The 15,385-nt window shown below is 73.0% G+C and carries 15 protein-coding genes; 13 read left to right on the top strand and 2 right to left on the bottom strand.

All coding sequences use genetic code 11. The features are described from left to right. The first annotated feature begins 187 nt into the window (after positions 1–187). The 4 genes from ACME2J_RS12945 to ACME2J_RS12930 are packed head-to-tail and all read left to right on the top strand — an operon-like array spanning position 188 to position 5,547. Complete coding sequence (locus tag ACME2J_RS12945) at positions 188–2,560, top strand: glycosyltransferase (protein ID WP_495545338.1); 2,373 nt, start codon at positions 188–190, stop codon at positions 2,558–2,560. Further along, on the top strand, positions 2,550–3,560 hold the full coding sequence (locus ACME2J_RS12940) for a glycosyltransferase (RefSeq protein ID WP_495545337.1): 1,011 nt from the start codon (positions 2,550–2,552) through the stop codon (positions 3,558–3,560). The genes ACME2J_RS12945 and ACME2J_RS12940 overlap by 11 nt, the downstream gene beginning before the upstream one ends. Continuing rightward, complete coding sequence (locus ACME2J_RS12935) at positions 3,557–4,279, top strand: DUF2334 domain-containing protein (RefSeq protein ID WP_495545336.1); 723 nt, start codon at positions 3,557–3,559, stop codon at positions 4,277–4,279. Before ACME2J_RS12940 ends, ACME2J_RS12935 begins: the two co-directional genes overlap by 4 nt. Then, positions 4,276–5,547, top strand: a complete 1,272-nt coding sequence (locus tag ACME2J_RS12930; protein WP_495545335.1) for an MGH1-like glycoside hydrolase domain-containing protein — start codon at positions 4,276–4,278, stop codon at positions 5,545–5,547. Before ACME2J_RS12935 ends, ACME2J_RS12930 begins: the two co-directional genes overlap by 4 nt. A 5-nt stretch (positions 5,548–5,552) precedes the next feature. Here ACME2J_RS12930 and ACME2J_RS12925 read toward each other — a convergent pair whose 3' ends face one another. Together ACME2J_RS12925 and ACME2J_RS12920 are read right to left on the bottom strand one after the other, a co-directional pair. Further along, positions 5,553–7,751 (bottom strand): lytic murein transglycosylase, encoded by a 2,199-nt coding sequence (locus tag ACME2J_RS12925; RefSeq protein ID WP_495545334.1) that lies wholly within the window; start codon positions 7,749–7,751, stop codon positions 5,553–5,555. 40 nt (positions 7,752–7,791) lie between these two features. Then, on the bottom strand, positions 7,792–8,424 hold the full coding sequence (locus tag ACME2J_RS12920; RefSeq protein WP_495545333.1) for a DUF47 domain-containing protein: 633 nt from the start codon (positions 8,422–8,424) through the stop codon (positions 7,792–7,794). A 115-nt stretch (positions 8,425–8,539) separates the two neighbouring features. Here ACME2J_RS12920 and ACME2J_RS12915 point away from each other — a divergent pair, with 115 nt between their 5' ends. From ACME2J_RS12915 to ACME2J_RS12875, 9 genes are all read left to right on the top strand, one after another. Next, positions 8,540–8,920: a winged helix-turn-helix domain-containing protein gene (locus tag ACME2J_RS12915; RefSeq protein ID WP_495545332.1), complete on the top strand. Its 381-nt coding sequence runs from the start codon at positions 8,540–8,542 to the stop codon at positions 8,918–8,920. Positions 8,921–8,980: 60 nt separating this feature from the next. Next, complete coding sequence (locus ACME2J_RS12910; RefSeq protein WP_495545331.1) at positions 8,981–9,997, top strand: phosphate ABC transporter substrate-binding protein PstS family protein; 1,017 nt, start codon at positions 8,981–8,983, stop codon at positions 9,995–9,997. A gap of 20 nt (positions 9,998–10,017) precedes the next feature. Then, on the top strand, positions 10,018–10,977 hold the full coding sequence (gene pstC / locus ACME2J_RS12905; RefSeq protein WP_495545330.1) for a phosphate ABC transporter permease subunit PstC: 960 nt from the start codon (positions 10,018–10,020) through the stop codon (positions 10,975–10,977). A gap of 2 nt (positions 10,978–10,979) precedes the next feature. Further along, positions 10,980–11,894 carry a phosphate ABC transporter permease PstA gene (gene pstA / locus ACME2J_RS12900; protein WP_495545329.1) on the top strand — a complete coding sequence of 305 codons (915 nt, stop codon included), beginning with the start codon at positions 10,980–10,982 and terminating at the stop codon, positions 11,892–11,894. A 128-nt stretch (positions 11,895–12,022) separates the two neighbouring features. Beyond that, entirely contained in the window at positions 12,023–12,853 is an 831-nt protein-coding gene (gene pstB, locus ACME2J_RS12895) for a phosphate ABC transporter ATP-binding protein PstB (RefSeq protein ID WP_495545370.1), read from the top strand. A 16-nt stretch (positions 12,854–12,869) separates the two neighbouring features. After that, entirely contained in the window at positions 12,870–13,592 is a 723-nt protein-coding gene (phoU, locus tag ACME2J_RS12890) for a phosphate signaling complex protein PhoU (protein ID WP_495545328.1), read from the top strand. 109 nt (positions 13,593–13,701) lie between these two features. After that, positions 13,702–14,538, top strand: a complete 837-nt coding sequence (locus ACME2J_RS12885) for a response regulator transcription factor (RefSeq protein ID WP_495545327.1) — start codon at positions 13,702–13,704, stop codon at positions 14,536–14,538. A gap of 10 nt (positions 14,539–14,548) precedes the next feature. Beyond that, positions 14,549–14,914 (top strand): hypothetical protein, encoded by a 366-nt coding sequence (locus ACME2J_RS12880; RefSeq protein ID WP_495545326.1) that lies wholly within the window; start codon positions 14,549–14,551, stop codon positions 14,912–14,914. A gap of 173 nt (positions 14,915–15,087) precedes the next feature. After that, positions 15,088–15,385, top strand: a 298-nt coding sequence (locus ACME2J_RS12875) for a TadE/TadG family type IV pilus assembly protein (protein ID WP_495545325.1), incomplete at its 3' end; no start/stop codon positions are given.

The following is a 15,385-nucleotide window of genomic DNA, read 5'->3' as shown; positions in this document are numbered from 1 at the left end:
GCGGGAGGAGGGGGAGGCGGGGAACGGAGTCATAAGCGGACTGTGCGGTCCGGATCGTAGCGAAGCGGACCGATGAGTCCGCTTCGTCGGTCGGATCGTCCCCGCCCGAACGTTCACGGCCTCGTCACGACCTGATGGCCGGGCGTTCACAAGACCCCCTGCATGCAGGCACGACCCTCGTCATCACATGAACGACGAGACCAAGGGAGACGCACCGATGACGCTCCACCGCACGAGCCGGGCGGACCTCCACTGCCACAGCACGGCGAGCGAGCTGTCGAAGCTCGGCGTCCAGCGCGCTCTCGGCCTGCCCGAGTGCGCGACGCCGCCGCAGGACGTCCTCGAGCTCGCCGAGCGGCGGGGCATGGACTTCATCACGATCACGGACCACGACACGATCGACGGCGTCCTCGAGATCGCCGACGACCCGCGCGTCTTCATCTCCGAGGAGGCGACGATCTGGTTCAAGGGCGAGCCGCAGGCCGTCCACGTCCTCTGCCTCGGGATCACCCCCGACGACCACGAGTGGATCCAGGCGCACAACCACGACGTCGAGCTCGTCGCCGAGTACCTCCACGAGCGCGACATCACCTGCGCGCTCGCGCACCCCTTCTACGCGGTCGAGGCGCCGCTCACGCCGCGTCACCGCCGCCGGCTCGCGCGGCTCTTCCCGATCTGGGAGACCCGCAACGGCTCGCGCGCCCGCGAGCTCAACGCACCGGCGGCCGTCTACATCGAGACGCACGGCGGGACGGGCGTCGGCGGCTCCGACGATCACGCCGGCGTCGACATCGGCCGCACGTACACCGAGACGCCGGAGTGCGCGACGTGGCAGGAGCACCTCTCCCACATCCGCGCCGGACGCGCCCTCGCCCGCGGCGAGCAGGGCTCCGCCGCGAAGTGGGCGCACGCCGCGATGGGCATCGCGACCCGGGCGCTCGGTCGCGGCGAGTCGGACGCGGCTCCCAACCCGCAGCTCGTCCTCCAGATGGTCGAGCGGGTCATGCGCGAGGGCGACGCCCGCTCGGGTGCCGCCGTGGGCGCCGATGAGGAAGGGGGCCCCGGCTCCGCCGGCGACGTCCGCCGGCTCCGCCACCCCCTCGGCCCCGAGGACGCCCGCGCGCTCCTGCGCTCCTGGCTCGACGCGATCGAGTTCGACGGCACCGAGGCCGAGCTGCTCGCGATGCTCCAGGACGAGGACTTCAGCCACGCCGACCTCTTCCGCCGTGCCCGGCGTCACCACGAGCGCAAGCTCTCCGCGAAGGTCGACGAGGTCGTCGCGCTCACGCGCGACCCGACGAAGGGCGCGACCGACTACCTCGGCGCCGCCTCGGGCATCTTCGAGGCCTGCGTCGCCGCGATCCCCTACGCGCCGGCGACCGCCTTCCTCGGCAAGGAGAAGGCGAAGCTCGTGCATCGCGAGAACGAGCCGGTCCGCGTCGCCCTCGTCGCCGACGCGGTCGGCGGGATGCACGGGGTCACGCACACGCTCGACGAGATCCGCGAGCGCGGCGTCCCGGGCTTCGACGTCGAGGTCGTCGGCACCGATGCGAACGTCGACCGCCGGCTCAGCGCGGTCGCCGAGATCGACATCCCGTTCTACGCGGGCCTCGAGGTCGGCGTCCCGAGCCTCCCCGCGGTCGTCGAGACGCTCGCCGAGGGCCGCTACGACCTCGTCCACCTCTGCTCGCCGGGCCCCGCCGGGATCGCGGCCGCGCTCGTCGCCCGCATCATGGACCTCCCGGTCCTCGGCAGCTACCACACCGAGCTCGCCGCCTACGCCGGGCTGCGCGCCGCCGACCCGCTCCTCGAGCAGGGGTCCCGCATGGCGATCGCCGCCTTCTACGGCCAGTGCGACCACGTCGTCACGCCGTCCGAGGCGAGCGACGAGGTCCTGCGCGGCATGGGGATCGACGAGGAGCGGATCGGGCGCTGGGACCGCGGCGTCGACATCGCGCGCTTCGACCCGGCCAAGCGCGTCGAGGGTCACCTCCCCGGCCAGGTGAGCGTCCTCTACGCGGGCCGCCTCACGAAGGAGAAGGGCGCGGACCTCCTCGCCGACACCTTCCTCGAGGCACGGCGGCGCAACCCGCGGCTCCACCTCTGCCTCGCCGGCGGCGGCCCGGAGGAGGAGCAGCTGCGCGAGCGCCTCGGCGAGCATGCGACGTTCCTCGGCTGGCTCGAGGGCGAGGACCTCGCCCGCGCGTACGCGAGCGCCGACGTCTTCCTCTTCGCGAGCCGCACCGACACCTTCGGCCAGGTCCTGCTCGAGGCGCAGGCGAGCGGGCTGCCGGTCGTCGCGGTCGCCGAGGGCGGGCCCCGATCGATCGTCGAGGACGGCGTGAGCGGCCGGCTCTGCCCCCCGGACCGGGTGGCGCTCGCGGCCGCGCTCTGCGAGGTCGCCGACCAGCCGCTGCAGCGGGAGCGCCTCGCTCGCGGCGGGCTCGCGGCGGTGCGGGACCGGACCTGGGAGGCGGCGCTCGGCCGTCTCGCCGACGGGTACCGCCTCGCGCTCGGCCGGCGTGCGGTCACCGAGACGCGCTCGCGCCGTGTCGCGTGAGTCCTCGACAGCGACGCTGAACCGGCGGGCCGACGCCGCCGTGCGGGCGGCGCGCCGCCTGCGCGGGACGCACGACGACCTCCCCGCCGTCGGTCGGCGTCGACCGCTGCGGGTCGCCGACGTCGCGCTCTGGTACGGAGAGCGCGGCGGCGGCATCCGCACCTACCTCGACGCGAAGGTCGCGCACGTCGGTGCGACGCGGGCGTTCGAGCACCACATGATCACGCCGGGTCCGCGGGAGCGCCACGAGGGGGGCCGCCACGAGCTGCAGGCCGTCCGGGTCGCGACCGCCAACGGCTACCGGATCCCCGTCGGCGTGGGCGCGCTCGGGCGGACGCTCCGCGCGCTGCGGCCCGATGTCGTCCTCCTCCACGACCCGTTCTGGGGGCCGCTCGGCGTCAGCGACGTCGCGCACGAGGTCGGAGCGGTCGTCGTCGCGGTCCACCACGGCTCGAGCGAGCTCGACGCGGCCGGCATGCCCGGCGCGGGCAGCTGGCTCGGCGACCGCGTCTACGTCCCGCTCCTCCGGCGGTGGATGCGCCGGGCCGCCCGCGGCGTCGACGCGGTCATGTCCGTCGTCGACTGCACCCAGGACTGCGGCCGGCCCGCCGACCTCCCGCTGCGGCTCGGCGTCCACCAGGCGTTCAGGCCGCAGCCCGACGTGCGGCGGTGTGACCACGTCCTCTACGTGGGGCGGCTCGCCCGCGAGAAGGGCGTCTTCACGCTCCTCGAGGCAGCGGCGCGCACGACCGATCCGTGGGAGCTGCGGCTCGTCGGCTCCGGCCCGGCCGAGGGCCGCCTGCGCGAGCGGGCCCGTCGGCTCGGGATCGCCGACCGCGTCACGTTCGCCCCGTTCGTCTCCGAGCGCCGCGCGCTCGCCCGCGCGACCCCACCGGACCACGCCGCGTCGGCGGCGCTCGGCCGGCGCTTCACCTGGCGCCGGCTCTTCACCGAGGAGCTCGGGGCCCTCGAGGAGCTCGCGGGCAGGGCGCGGGGATGAGCGCGCTCGCGGTCGCGCTCCACGACGTCGAGCCGGCGACCTTCGAGCGCTGCGCCCTCATCCGCGACTGGCTCGACGACCACGGCGTCGACCGGGTCACCCTCCTGGTCATCCCGGCGCGGGACCTCCATCCGTTCCACGACCGCAGCCCGGGACTCGCCGACTGGCTCGCGGAGCGCTCGGCGGCCGGCGACGCGATCGCCCAGCACGGCTTCCAGCACCGCCAGTCCCGTCCGGCCCCGCTCCTGCGCCGGCGGCTCGCCGAGTGGCAGGGTGCCGGCGCGGCGGAGTTCGTCGGCCTCGACGGCGACGAGACCCGACGCGCGGTCGATGCGGGCCGGCGCGTCCTGCGACTCGCCGGGGTCCAGCCGCGCGGCTTCGTCGCGCCGGCCTACGCCTACACCGAGGCCCTCTGCGAGACGCTCGCGGAGCGGTTCGAGTGGTGGGCCTCGCTCGGCCGACTGCACCGGGACCGGGGGACGCACGCCGAGCTGTCGCCGGCCCTGTGCCTGGGGACCTCCACGGCGCTCAAGCGGCTGTCGTCCCCGCTGCTCGTGCGCGTCGGGGCGATGTGCGCGGGGGACGTCCTGCGGCTCGATCTCCACCCTGCGGATCTCGACCACCCGCGGCACGTCGGCGCGGTCGAGCACGTGCTGCGCCGGGCGCGCCGCCGGACCGCGATCACCTACGACGAGCTCGCCGCGGCCGGCGCCGGATGACGGCCCCGGGCGCGTCCGCGGTGGGGGAGGCGGACGTCCTCGTCATCGGCCTCGACGCGCTCGCCGAGCGGACGCTGCGCGAGAACTGGCGTGTCGGCGAGAGGCGCGGGACGCCGTACGCCTTCACCGTCCCGGCGACGCCGCGCTACCGGCACATGTGGCACTGGGACTCGTGCTTCCACGCGATCGCGTGGACGCGCTACGACCGGGCCCGCGCCCGCGCGGAGCTGCGGACGATCCTGCGCTCGGGCGATCCCGACGGGTTCCTCCCGCACACCGTCTTCTGGGACAGCCCGGCCCGCTGGCGCCGCGCTCCCCTCTATGCGACCGAGCGGACGTGGGGGAGCTGGCGGACGACCTCGATCGACCCGCCGCTGCTGCCGTGGGCCTGGGACAAGGTCGCGGCGGCGGACGCGGGCGAGGGTCCGGCGTTCGCCGTGGAGGGGCTCGACGCGCTCGGCAGGCACCTCGACTGGCTCGCGGCGACCCGCGATCCCGACGACGAGGGCCTCCTCACGATCGTGCTCCCCGACGAGTCGGGCCTCGACGACTCCCCGATGTACGACGCGGCGTTCGGCCCGCACGTGCACTACCGGCCCGGGTACTTCCGCCTCGTCCGGCGCTGGGGCCGCATGGGGTGGCAGGTGCCGCGCATCGCCCGCGAGACCGACCTCCACGTGAAGGACGTGCTCGTCACGGTCGCCTACGCGCTCTCCCTCCACGCGATGGCGCGGCTCAGCGGCGACGATGGCTGGGCGCGGCGCGCCGGCGCCGTCGAGCGGGCCCTCGTCGACCGCTGCCTCGACCCGTCGACCGGGCTCTTCCTCCCGCTCGCCGGCCGCGACCGGCGCCCCGTCCAGGTCTCGACCTGGGCGTGCCTCGCGCCGCTCGCGCTCCCCGGGATCCCGGAGGACGCCCGCCGCCGGCTCGTCGAGGAGCATCTGCTCGACCCGTCGCGCTACCTCGCCCCGGTCGGCATCCCGTCGGTCGCGATGTCGGAGCCCTCGTTCCGGCCGACGTTCGACCGCTGCAGGACGTGGCGGGGCCCGTCGTGGGTGAACACCGCGTACCTCCTCGTCCCGGCGATGCGCGAGCTCGGCTACGACGAGGCCGCCGATCGGGTCGTCGTGACGCTCGCGTACGCCGCCCTGCGCGGCGGGCTGCGCGAGTACTACCACCCGCTCACGGGGGAGGGCCTCGCGGCGCGGGGCTTCGGCTGGTCGTGCCTGCTCGCGGAGCTCTGCGACGACCTGTCGCTGGGCCGCTGAGTCGCCTACTCGTCGTCGTCGGCGGGCAGCGACGCGCCGGACGGGGAGCGCCGGACCTGCGGGTTGTCGATCTCGCCGATCCGGTCGATGAGCTTGATCCACTGGTCGGGCGCGAGCGCCGCATCGACGCGCTTCCGGGTCTCCGGATCCTCCTGCACGGACGGGCGGAAGCCGACGTGGAGGTGATCGGCGTGATCGGGGAGGGCGATCGTGTTGTCGGCGCCCTCGACGGTGAGGAGGCTGATGATCTGGTCGGGGCGCGTCGTGCCCTGGAGCGTGACGAGGCGTCGCACGGCGGCCTCGGTCACGGAGCCGGGGCCCTGGTTGCCGAGGACGGGGAGACCGTTGATCTTCGAGATGTCGACCGCGTTGCCGGAGACGTGGTGCGACACCGCCCCGGCGGACGTGAGCCGGCCGCGCCGACCGCAGAGGAGCGAGCTCACCGTCGGCCGCAGGCCGCTCGCCGCGAGGACCTCGAGCGTCGCGAGGACGCGGCGGTCGATCGCGCCAGAGCGGATGTCCCGGCGGCCGCAGTCGTAGATCTCGATGCGCGGGTTCTCGAGGACGCGCTTCTGGAGGGCCTGCTTGCCGAGGAGCAGGATCTGGCCGATCGTCGCTCGCTCGCCGCCGACGAGCGGGTTCTCGCCCTTCGCGCGGTGGACGGCCGTCGACTCGAGGAGCTTCCAGCCGTCGAGGATCGGCTTCGGCGCGACGCGCGGGGCGTCGTCCCCGGCGGGGCGGATCTCGAAGAGGACGTGGGGGGAGCGCCCGGCCGGGCGCGGGCCGATGCGGCCGAGCGTCGTCCCCGCGAGGACGCGAGAGCCCTCGCGCAGCGCGCGGCGGACGAGGCCGTCGTCCTTCGCCGCGGCGCCGCGCGCCGACTCCTCCACGCGCGGGCGGGCCGGGTTGGCGTGGAGCCGCTGCTTGCCGCCCGGCGCGTCGCTCGCGGCTGGCGCCGGCTCGGCCTCGGCCCGGGCATCCGCCCGCTCGGCCGCCGACGTCCCGTCTTCGGGCACGAGGTGGCTCTCGGCGAGCTCCCCGAGGCGGCCGTAGGTGTAGACGTTGCCGTAGGTGTCCTCGAGCTGGACGAAGCGCCCGAGTCGCGGGTGCGTCCCCATGCGGACGACCTTCCCGTCCTGCACGGCGAGGACGGGGGTGCCCGACTCGGCGTGGATCCGCACGCCCTTGTCGCGGCGGTCCCCGGCATAGCGCGCCTCGGCCTCCACGGGGAACCGCCCCTGGGTGAGGCCGGTGAGCGAGCCGACGAGGTCGGCGGGCAGGCCGCCGATGAGCCGGGCGCGCATGAGCACGCTGTCGACGTACCAGTCGGCGTGGTTGTAGGCGAAGATCGCCTTGCGGAGGTCGGTGTCGGCGCCGGCCGCCTTGAGGTAGCGCGCCGCGGCGAAGATCGCGTCGACCGGGTTGTACGGGTCCTTCTTGCCGTCTCGGTTGGCGTCGACGCCGTAGGCCTTCCACGAGGACGGGATGAACTGCATCCAGCCCAGAGCGCCGGCCGAGCTCACGTTGAGGTTGCGGCCGTAGTCGGTCTCGATCTCGTTGATCGCCGCGAGGATCTCCCAGCGCACGCCGTACTCGATCCCGGCCGCCTGGTAGATCGGCAGCAGGAACGGCGGGATCCGGAACTTCTCGATGAAGAAGTCGGGGACGCCCGCCGGCGCGGCGCCCGGCAGGGCGAGGCTGAAGGTCGGGTCGGCCGCGGTCGGGACGCCGTCCGCGGTGCGGCCGCCGGCCTCGTCGTCGCCACCCTCGCGCTCCTCGGCCTCGTCGCGCTTCTCGGCCTCGCGCTCCTCCGCGTCGGGGCGGGCGTCCTTCTCGGCCTCGGAGGCGGCGCGTTCCGTGCGATCGGCGTCGCGTGCGTCCTCCTCGTCGCCGCCGTCGTCCGTCCGCGGGGCGGGCGTGCGCGCCTCGGGCGGCCCGGCCGGGGCGGCGGGCGTCGTCGGCGGCGGGGTCGACGGCCCGCGCGTGCTCTCGGTCGTCTGCGGCGGCGCGGTGCGACCGGGCGTCGTCGCCGGCCCGGACGGACGGGGAGCCGCGTCGACGAGCTCGTCGTCCGTGTCCGCGAGCGAGGGCGCGGCCCCGCCGAGGGCGGAGAGCGCCGCGGCGACGGCGAGCCCGCGCCGCAGGCGGACGGCGTCACGCCGGCCTTCGCTGGGCGGGGGAGTGCGGTCGGACGCGGGACGCACGACCGCGCATCGTAGTGGGCCGGTCGGAGGCCGCGCGGGCTCAGCGTTGCCGCGCCTTGAGCGCGATGCCCTCCAGGAGGTTCGCGACGGTCTCGCAGGCGTCGACCGAGGCTTCGATCTTCTCGAAGATGTCCTTCCAGCGGATGACGACCATGGGGTCCACGCCGCCGGCGAAGAGCGACGCGAGCCCGTCGCGCTCGAGCCGGTCGCCCTCGTTCTCGAGACGGTGGATCTCGACGAGGTGCGGCGCCAAGTCGCTGCCCGAGCGCAGGCACCGCAGGGCGCGCGAGACCTGCTCCGTCGCGCCGACGAGAACCTCGGTCAGGCCGACGGCCTGCTCCATGGGAGCCTCCACCGCGAAGAGCGAGAAGGCGTCGGCCGTCTCCTCCGCGTAGTCCACGATGTCGTCGAGCGCCGTCGCCAGCGCATGTCCGTCGGCGGGGTCGAGTGCCCGGCGGCGGCGGCCGGGGCCGTTGAGCCGGTGGATGATGTCGTGGGTGATGCGATCGCCCTCGTGCTCGCACGCGACGAGCTGCGCGGTGACCTCCGCGTGCTCGGGACAGTCGCGCACGAGGTCGCGGAGGAGCGCCCCCGCGCGCTCGACGTTGCGGCCGGCCTGCTCGAGCAGGCCGAGGAGCGCCTCGTCGGTCTCTGGACGGCGGCGGAAGCCCATCGCCCGCACCGTAGAGCGGCGGACCGACGGTGTCGCGGGTCTTCACAGGTCTTTCACGTCCGGTTCACGGCTCGGTCACAGGCTCGCGGGGGCGACTCGCGACGATCGCGACGCGATGGACACCGCCGGGACCCACGACGGATGCCTGCGCGTCGGCGCGCTCGAGGTCCGTCCCGACGAAGGATTCGCGACGGTCGGCGGGCACGCGATCGTGCTGTCGGTGCGCGAGCTCGGCCTCCTCGTCGCGCTCGTGCGCCGGGCGGGGCACGTCGTGAGCCGCGACGAGCTCTACCGGCAGGTCTGGGGCGGCGACCTCCGCCGCGGCGACCGCTCCGTCGACGTCTACGTCCACAAGCTGCGCGTGAAGCTCGACGCGGCGCTTCCGGGCCTGCGCTCGATCCACACGCACGTCGGCTTCGGCTACCGCCTCGATCTCGAGCGGCGGGTGGACGACGCCGCTTCACATGCTTTTCACAAAGAAGGCACCGGTCGGTAACAGACTCCAGCCAGACCGCTGGAAGCCTGCCGCCGGCATGGTCTACCCAAAGGAGATGCAGTGAGGTCACACAAGCTCATCGTCGCTCTCGCGACGAGCGCGCTCGCGTTCGGTGTCGCAGCCTGCGGCGACGACGACGAGGAGACGACCGCCGCGGGCGGCGACTCCACCGGGCAGTCCGCGGGCGGCGAGGATCTCTCGAACCTCAGCGGCACGCTCCGCTTCGACGGCTCCTCGACGGTCCAGCCCCTTGCCGAGGCCGCCGTCGAGCTCTTCGGCGAAGTGGCCCCGCAGGTGCAGATCACCGTCGGCGGCATCGGCACCGGGGACGGCTTCGACCGCTTCTGCCGTGGCGAGCTCACGGCGGCCGACGCGTCGCGCCGCATCGAGGCGGACGAGATCGAGGCGTGCGAGGAGGGCGGCGTCCAGCCGGTCGAGGTGCAGGTCGGCATCGACGGCCTCTCGGTCATCGCGCACCCCGAGCTCGAGGTCCCGAACGACTGCGTCACCACCGAGCAGCTCAAGCAGCTGCTCGCGCCGGATGCGACGGTCTCCAACTACTCCGAGCTCGGCGAGGGCTTCCCGGACCAGGACGTCCAGTTCTTCACGCCCGGGACCGAGTCCGGCACGTACGACTACTTCACCGAGGCGGTCCTCGAGACCGACGCCGAGCAGCGCACGGAGAAGGTGCAGACCTCGGCCGACGACAACCAGATCATCACGGGCATCTCGGGCACGAAGGGCGCGCTCGGCTACGTCGGCTACGCCTTCGCGGTCGAGAACGAGGACAAGGTGAAGACCCTCGCGGTCGACGCCGGCGAGGGCTGCGTGGCTCCGTCCACCGACACGATCGCGAGCGGGGAGTACAGCCCGCTGTCGCGGCCGCTCTTCATGTACCCGAGCGTCGAGAGCGCGAAGGATCCCGCCACGAAGGGGTTCATCCAGTTCATCCTCGACAACAACCAGCGGGTCACCGAGGCCTCGGGCTACATCCCCGTGACCGAGGAGATCAAGGCGACCGCTGAGTCCAACCTCGAGAGCGCGACGCCGATCACGGTCGCGGACCTCGAGGGCTAGGACCCAGGAGGCACGGAGTCATGGAGGGCAGCCAGCATCTGGTGGCGCGCGCGGGTGCGCAGAGCATCGATCTCACGCGCACGCGCTCGCGCCGGTCGGTCGGCGAGGCGGCCATCAAGGTCGTCCTCGCCGCCGCCGCCCTCATCTCCGTCCTCACGACGACGGGCATCGTCGTCGAGCTCCTGCGGGAGACGGTGAAGTTCTTCGAGGAGGTCCCGTTCGGCGACTTCTTCGCCGGGACCGACTGGGCTCCGCTCGCCGGCGGCGACTCGCAGGCGTTCGGCGTCGTCCCGCTCATCTGGAGCACGCTCTACCTCACGGCCATCGGCATGGTCGTCGCGATCCCGGTCGGCCTCGGCGTCGGCGTCTACCTCGCCGAATACGCATCCCCGCGGGTCCGTCGCGTGATGAAGCCCGTCGTCGAGGTGCTCGCCGGCATCCCGACGATCGTCTTCGGCTACTTCGCGCTCACCTTCTTCACCCCGATCGTGCTCCAGGACATGCTCGGGATCGAGGTCCAGGTCTTCAACGGCCTCTCGGCCGGCATCATCCTCGGCATCCTCGTGCTCCCGACGATCGCGTCGGTGAGCGAGGACGCGATGTCGGCGGTGCCGCAGTCGCTGCGCGAGGGGGCCTTCGGCCTCGGCGCGCCGAAGTGGCAGGTCGTCGTCCGCGTCGTCATGCCGGCCGCGCTCTCGGGGATCGTCGCCGCGGTCGTCCTCGGAGCCTCGCGGGCGATCGGCGAGACCGTCCTCATCCTCGTCGCGGGCGGCAACAACCCGAACCTCACCTTCGATCTCACCCAGGCCCACCAGAACATGGCGGCGTTCATCGCGCAGACGGCGCGGGCGGACGTCTCGGCCGGCGGGATCGCCTACGCGACGATCTTCGCCGTCGGGACCACGCTCTTCGTGCTCACGCTCGCGCTCAACCTCATCGCGATCCGCTTCGTCCGCAAGTACCGGCAGGTGTACGAGTAGCCATGCCGGTGGTCGAGACCGACATCGTCCGCAAGACGGTCACCCGCTCCTCCGGCGGGGAGCGCACGCGGGAGCTCGTGTTCCTCTCGGGGCTCGTGCTCTCGCTCCTCGTCGCCGTCGTCTTCCTCGCCGTGCTGATGGTCGACACCATCGCCGACGGCGCGGGAAGCCTCAGCACGAGCTTCCTCACGGACTACCCGTCGAGGCTCACGCCCGAGGAGTCCGGGATCCGCAGCGCCCTCATCGGGACGCTCTACCTCATGGTGCTCGTCGCGGCGTTCATCGTCCCGATCGGGATCGCGACCGCGATCTACCTCGAGGAGTACGCGAACCCGGAGCGCTGGTGGAACCGCCTCATCGAGGTGAACATCCAGAACCTCGCCTCGGTCCCGTCCGTCGTCTACGGCATCCTCGGACTCGCCTTCATCGTGCGCGGACCGGTCGAGATCTTCGGGCTCGGAGAGGGGCAGCCGACGCTGCTCGCCGGCGCTCTCACGCTCGGCCTGCTCGTCCTGCCCGTCGTCATCATCGTCGCGCGGGAGGCCATCCGAGCGGTCCCGCCGTCGATCCGAGAGGGCTCGATGGCGCTCGGCGCGACGCAGTGGCAGACGATCTGGAAGCAGGTCCTTCCGGGGGCCTTGCCGGGGATCGCCACGGGTGTCATCCTCGCTCTGTCACGCGCGATCGGCGAGACCGCCCCGCTCATCCTCGTGGGCGCGGCGGCCTTCCAGCGCTTCGACCCCGAGCTCGACGGTCCCTTCTCCGCGCTTCCGATCCAGATCTTCAACAACGTCGGGGAGCCCGAGGCGATCTTCCGCGATCTCGCTGCGGCGACGATCCTCGTCCTCCTCGCGATCCTCCTCCTCATGAACTCCGTCGCGATCTACCTCCGCAACAAGTACGAGCAGAAGTGGTAGCCGACGACCCCGATCCCCAGGACCAAGGACGACGCATGCCTCCCGAGGACACCGCCCAGCAGGCCCATGGCCGGTCGAGCGCCGGTGCCGCCCCGTCGCACGAGGCGGGCCATCGCCCGGATCTCCACATGGCAGTGGCACAGCACGGCGCGATGCCGGCGACCGCTCGCGAGGCCGTCTTCCAGCTTCGCGACCTCGGGGTCGCCTACGGCGGCAATCCCGCCGTCCTCGACGTCTCGATGGACATCCTCGAGAACGACATCACGGCGTTCATCGGGCCCTCCGGCTGCGGGAAGTCGACGGTCCTGCGGTGCCTCAACCGGATGAACGACCTCATCCCGTCGGCGAAGGTCCAGGGCCAGCTCCTCTACCACGGCGTCGACCTCTACGCGCCCGACGTCGACCCGATCAGCGTCCGCAAGCGGATCGGCATGGTCTTCCAGAAGCCGAACCCGTTCCCCAAGTCGATCTACGACAACGTCGCCTTCGGGCCGCGCGTGCTGGGGATGAAGCCGCCCGAGCACGCGGACATGGACGAGATCGTCGAGACGTCGCTGCGCAAGGCGGCGCTCTGGGACGACGTGAAGGACCGGCTCAAGGACAACGCGTTCGGGATGTCCGGCGGTCAGCAGCAGCGGCTCTGCATCGCCCGCGCGATCGCGGCCTCGCCCGACGTCATCCTCATGGACGAGCCGTGCTCGGCGCTCGACCCGATCTCGACGGGGAAGATCGAGGAGCTCATGCTCGAGCTCAAGGACCAGTACTCGATCATCATCGTGACCCACAACATGCAGCAGGCGGCCCGCGTGAGCGATCGGACGGCGTTCTTCATCGTCGACCTCTCGGCGGGCGAGAGCCAGCGCATCGGGCGGCTCGTGGAGCTCAACCCGACGCAGAAGGTCTTCACGAACCCCGACGACGAGCGCACCGAGCAGTACGTCACCGGCAAGTTCGGCTGACGCGGGCATCCGGCGCATGTCCCACGACCCCAGGGCCCACTTCGTCGAGGAGCTGCGCCGCACGGAGTCCGCGGCGCTCGGCGGGCTCGACATCGTCGTCTCGCAGATCGACCGCACGCTCGAGGCGCTCGAGCACCAGGACGTCGAGCTCGCCCAGTACGTCGTCGCCGACGACGACCGGCTCGACGGCCGGTACCTCGAGGTCCATCAGTCGATCCTCTCCCTCATCGCGCTCCAGGCGCCGGTCGCCGGCGACCTGCGCCTCGTCGCGGCGCTGCTCCACCTCGTGAAGCACATGGAGCGCATGGGCGACCAGTGCGTGAACATCTGCAAGCTCATCCCCATCGTCGGGCACGAGCCCCCGGTCCAGGACGAGATCCTCGGGAAGATCCTGCGGATGGGGAGGCTCGCGCGCTCGGAGGTCCTGCAGTCGAAGCAGGCGTTCGCGATGCGGGACACCGCGCTGGCCGAGGACATCGTCCGGCAGGACGCGGAGATCAACCAGCTCAACCGCGAGCTCTTCCGCCTCGCCGTCGAGGTGGGGACGAACGAGGACCTCCGCGAGTGGGGGATGGCGATGGTGATGATCGCCCGGGCCCTCGAGAGGATCGGCGACAACGCCGTCGACATCGGCGAGCAGACCGCGTTCGTCGTGACGGGGCTCTTCCGGGAGTTCTCGGACTCCTCGCACCCCGCCGGCAGCGATTCCCCGCCGTCGCCGCCCGCCGCGAGCGCGTGATCCTCCGAGAACGTGCCGTTCGGCACGTGCTCGGCCGGCTGTGAAAAGGCTGTGACGATCGGGGTCGCGGAGGTTGTCCGGCGGCCCCACGTCGTACACTGACCGCGTCATGTCGGACCTCACTTCCGCCGGCGCCGAGCAGGACCGCTCCGCCGCCTCCGGCACCGCCGCACCGCTGCGGGTCGCCGTCATCGACACGGACTCCGGGTTCCTCCAGGTCCTCGGCAAGCGACTCGAGCGCCTCGGATGGGAGTCTCGCGTCCTCGCCGGCCCGGCTCCCGTCGACTCGCTCGTGGAGATGCGCCTCAGCGCCGTCGTCGTCGACCTGACGACCGTCGGCCCGTCCGCCTGGGAGTACCTCGAGAAGCTCTGCACCGGCCTTCCGGGCCTCGGCGTCGTCGTCTGCACGGGGCAGTCGACCGTCGCGCAGCGCGTCCGCGGCCTGCGGATGGGCGCCGACGACTGGCTGACGAAGCCGTGCCACCCCGAAGAGCTCATCGCGCGCATCGAGGCGGTCGTCCGCCGCCGACGCCGCACGGAGGCGCGCTCCGAGGGCCCCATCGCGGCCGGCGAGATCTCCATCCGCTCCGACCGCTTCCAGGCGTTCGTCGGCGACACGTCGATCGACCTCACGCGGCGCGAGTTCGAGCTCATCGAGCTCCTCGCGGGCGCCGAGGGCCGCGTCCTCGAGCGCGAGGAGATCTACCAGCGCGTGTGGGGCTACGCGATGGCGCGCGGCGACCGCTCCGTCGACGTCTTCGTCCGCAAGCTCCGGCAGAAGCTCGAGAAGGCCTCGCCGCAGTGGCGGTACATCCACACGCACTTCGGCGTCGGGTACCGCTTCGCCGCGGAGCCCGCCGACGGCGAGGTCGGTGCCGAGCAGCAGGCGGTGCGGGAGGACGACGCCGTCCTCGAGGCCGAGCCGGCCGCGCCGACGACCGGCTAACGTTCGGGACGTGAACGTCCCGGTCGGTCTCCGCAACGGGCTCATCGTCGTCGCGATCTCGGCGGCGATCCACTTCACGCCGGGCGGCGGGCGGACGGCGGACGTCGTCGGCGCGCTCCTCTCGATCCTCATCATCGTCGCGTTCGTGCTCATCGGCGCGCGTCTCTACCGCGAGCACCGCACGACGATCTTCTCGCTCGGCGAGCGTCACCGCGGCTATCTCTACGGCGCGCTCGCCGTCATCGTCGTGGCGATGGCGGGCCGCGAGCGGATGTGGGACACCGGGCCGGGCATCCTCCTCTGGCTCGCCGCGATCGGCGCGGCGTCCTACGCGCTCGTGCTCGTGTGGCGGCACTGGCGCGAGTACTCGTTCTGATCCGCAGGCCGCCCGAGGCGGTCCACACGAGGGCGCCCGCCGGATCCGGCGTGTTGCCGTCCGTGAGCGGCGCGTGACCGCGCGAAGTCGTCACACGATCTGCGGGAGATCTCCGCGATCGCCTGTCGAGATGTCACAGCCCCTCGGGCGATGCTCCCGGCGTGCGGCGACGGATGCGATCCACGGACGGTCAGGCGAGCGTCGAGCTCGTCGCGCTCCTCCCGCTCCTCGCCCTCGTCCTCGCCGCCTTCGCGCAGCTCACGCTCGCCGGGTGGGCGGCGTGGTCGGCGAGCGGCGCCGCACGCGCGGCGGCCCGGGCGCACGCCGTCGGGGCGGCGCCGCTCGCCGCGGCGAGGCACGCCGTCGCGGCGCCGCTGCGCCGCGGGGTCGCCGTCGCGACCGACGGTGACGCCGTCCGCGTCACGGTCCGCGTGCCGCTCCTCGTCGGAGGCGGCACGCTGACGTCGGTCG

It is taken from the genome of Paraconexibacter sp. (assembly GCF_059438195.1).
The sequence above is the reverse complement of the archived record's forward strand: the minus strand, read 5'-3'. Positions and strand labels throughout refer to the sequence as shown.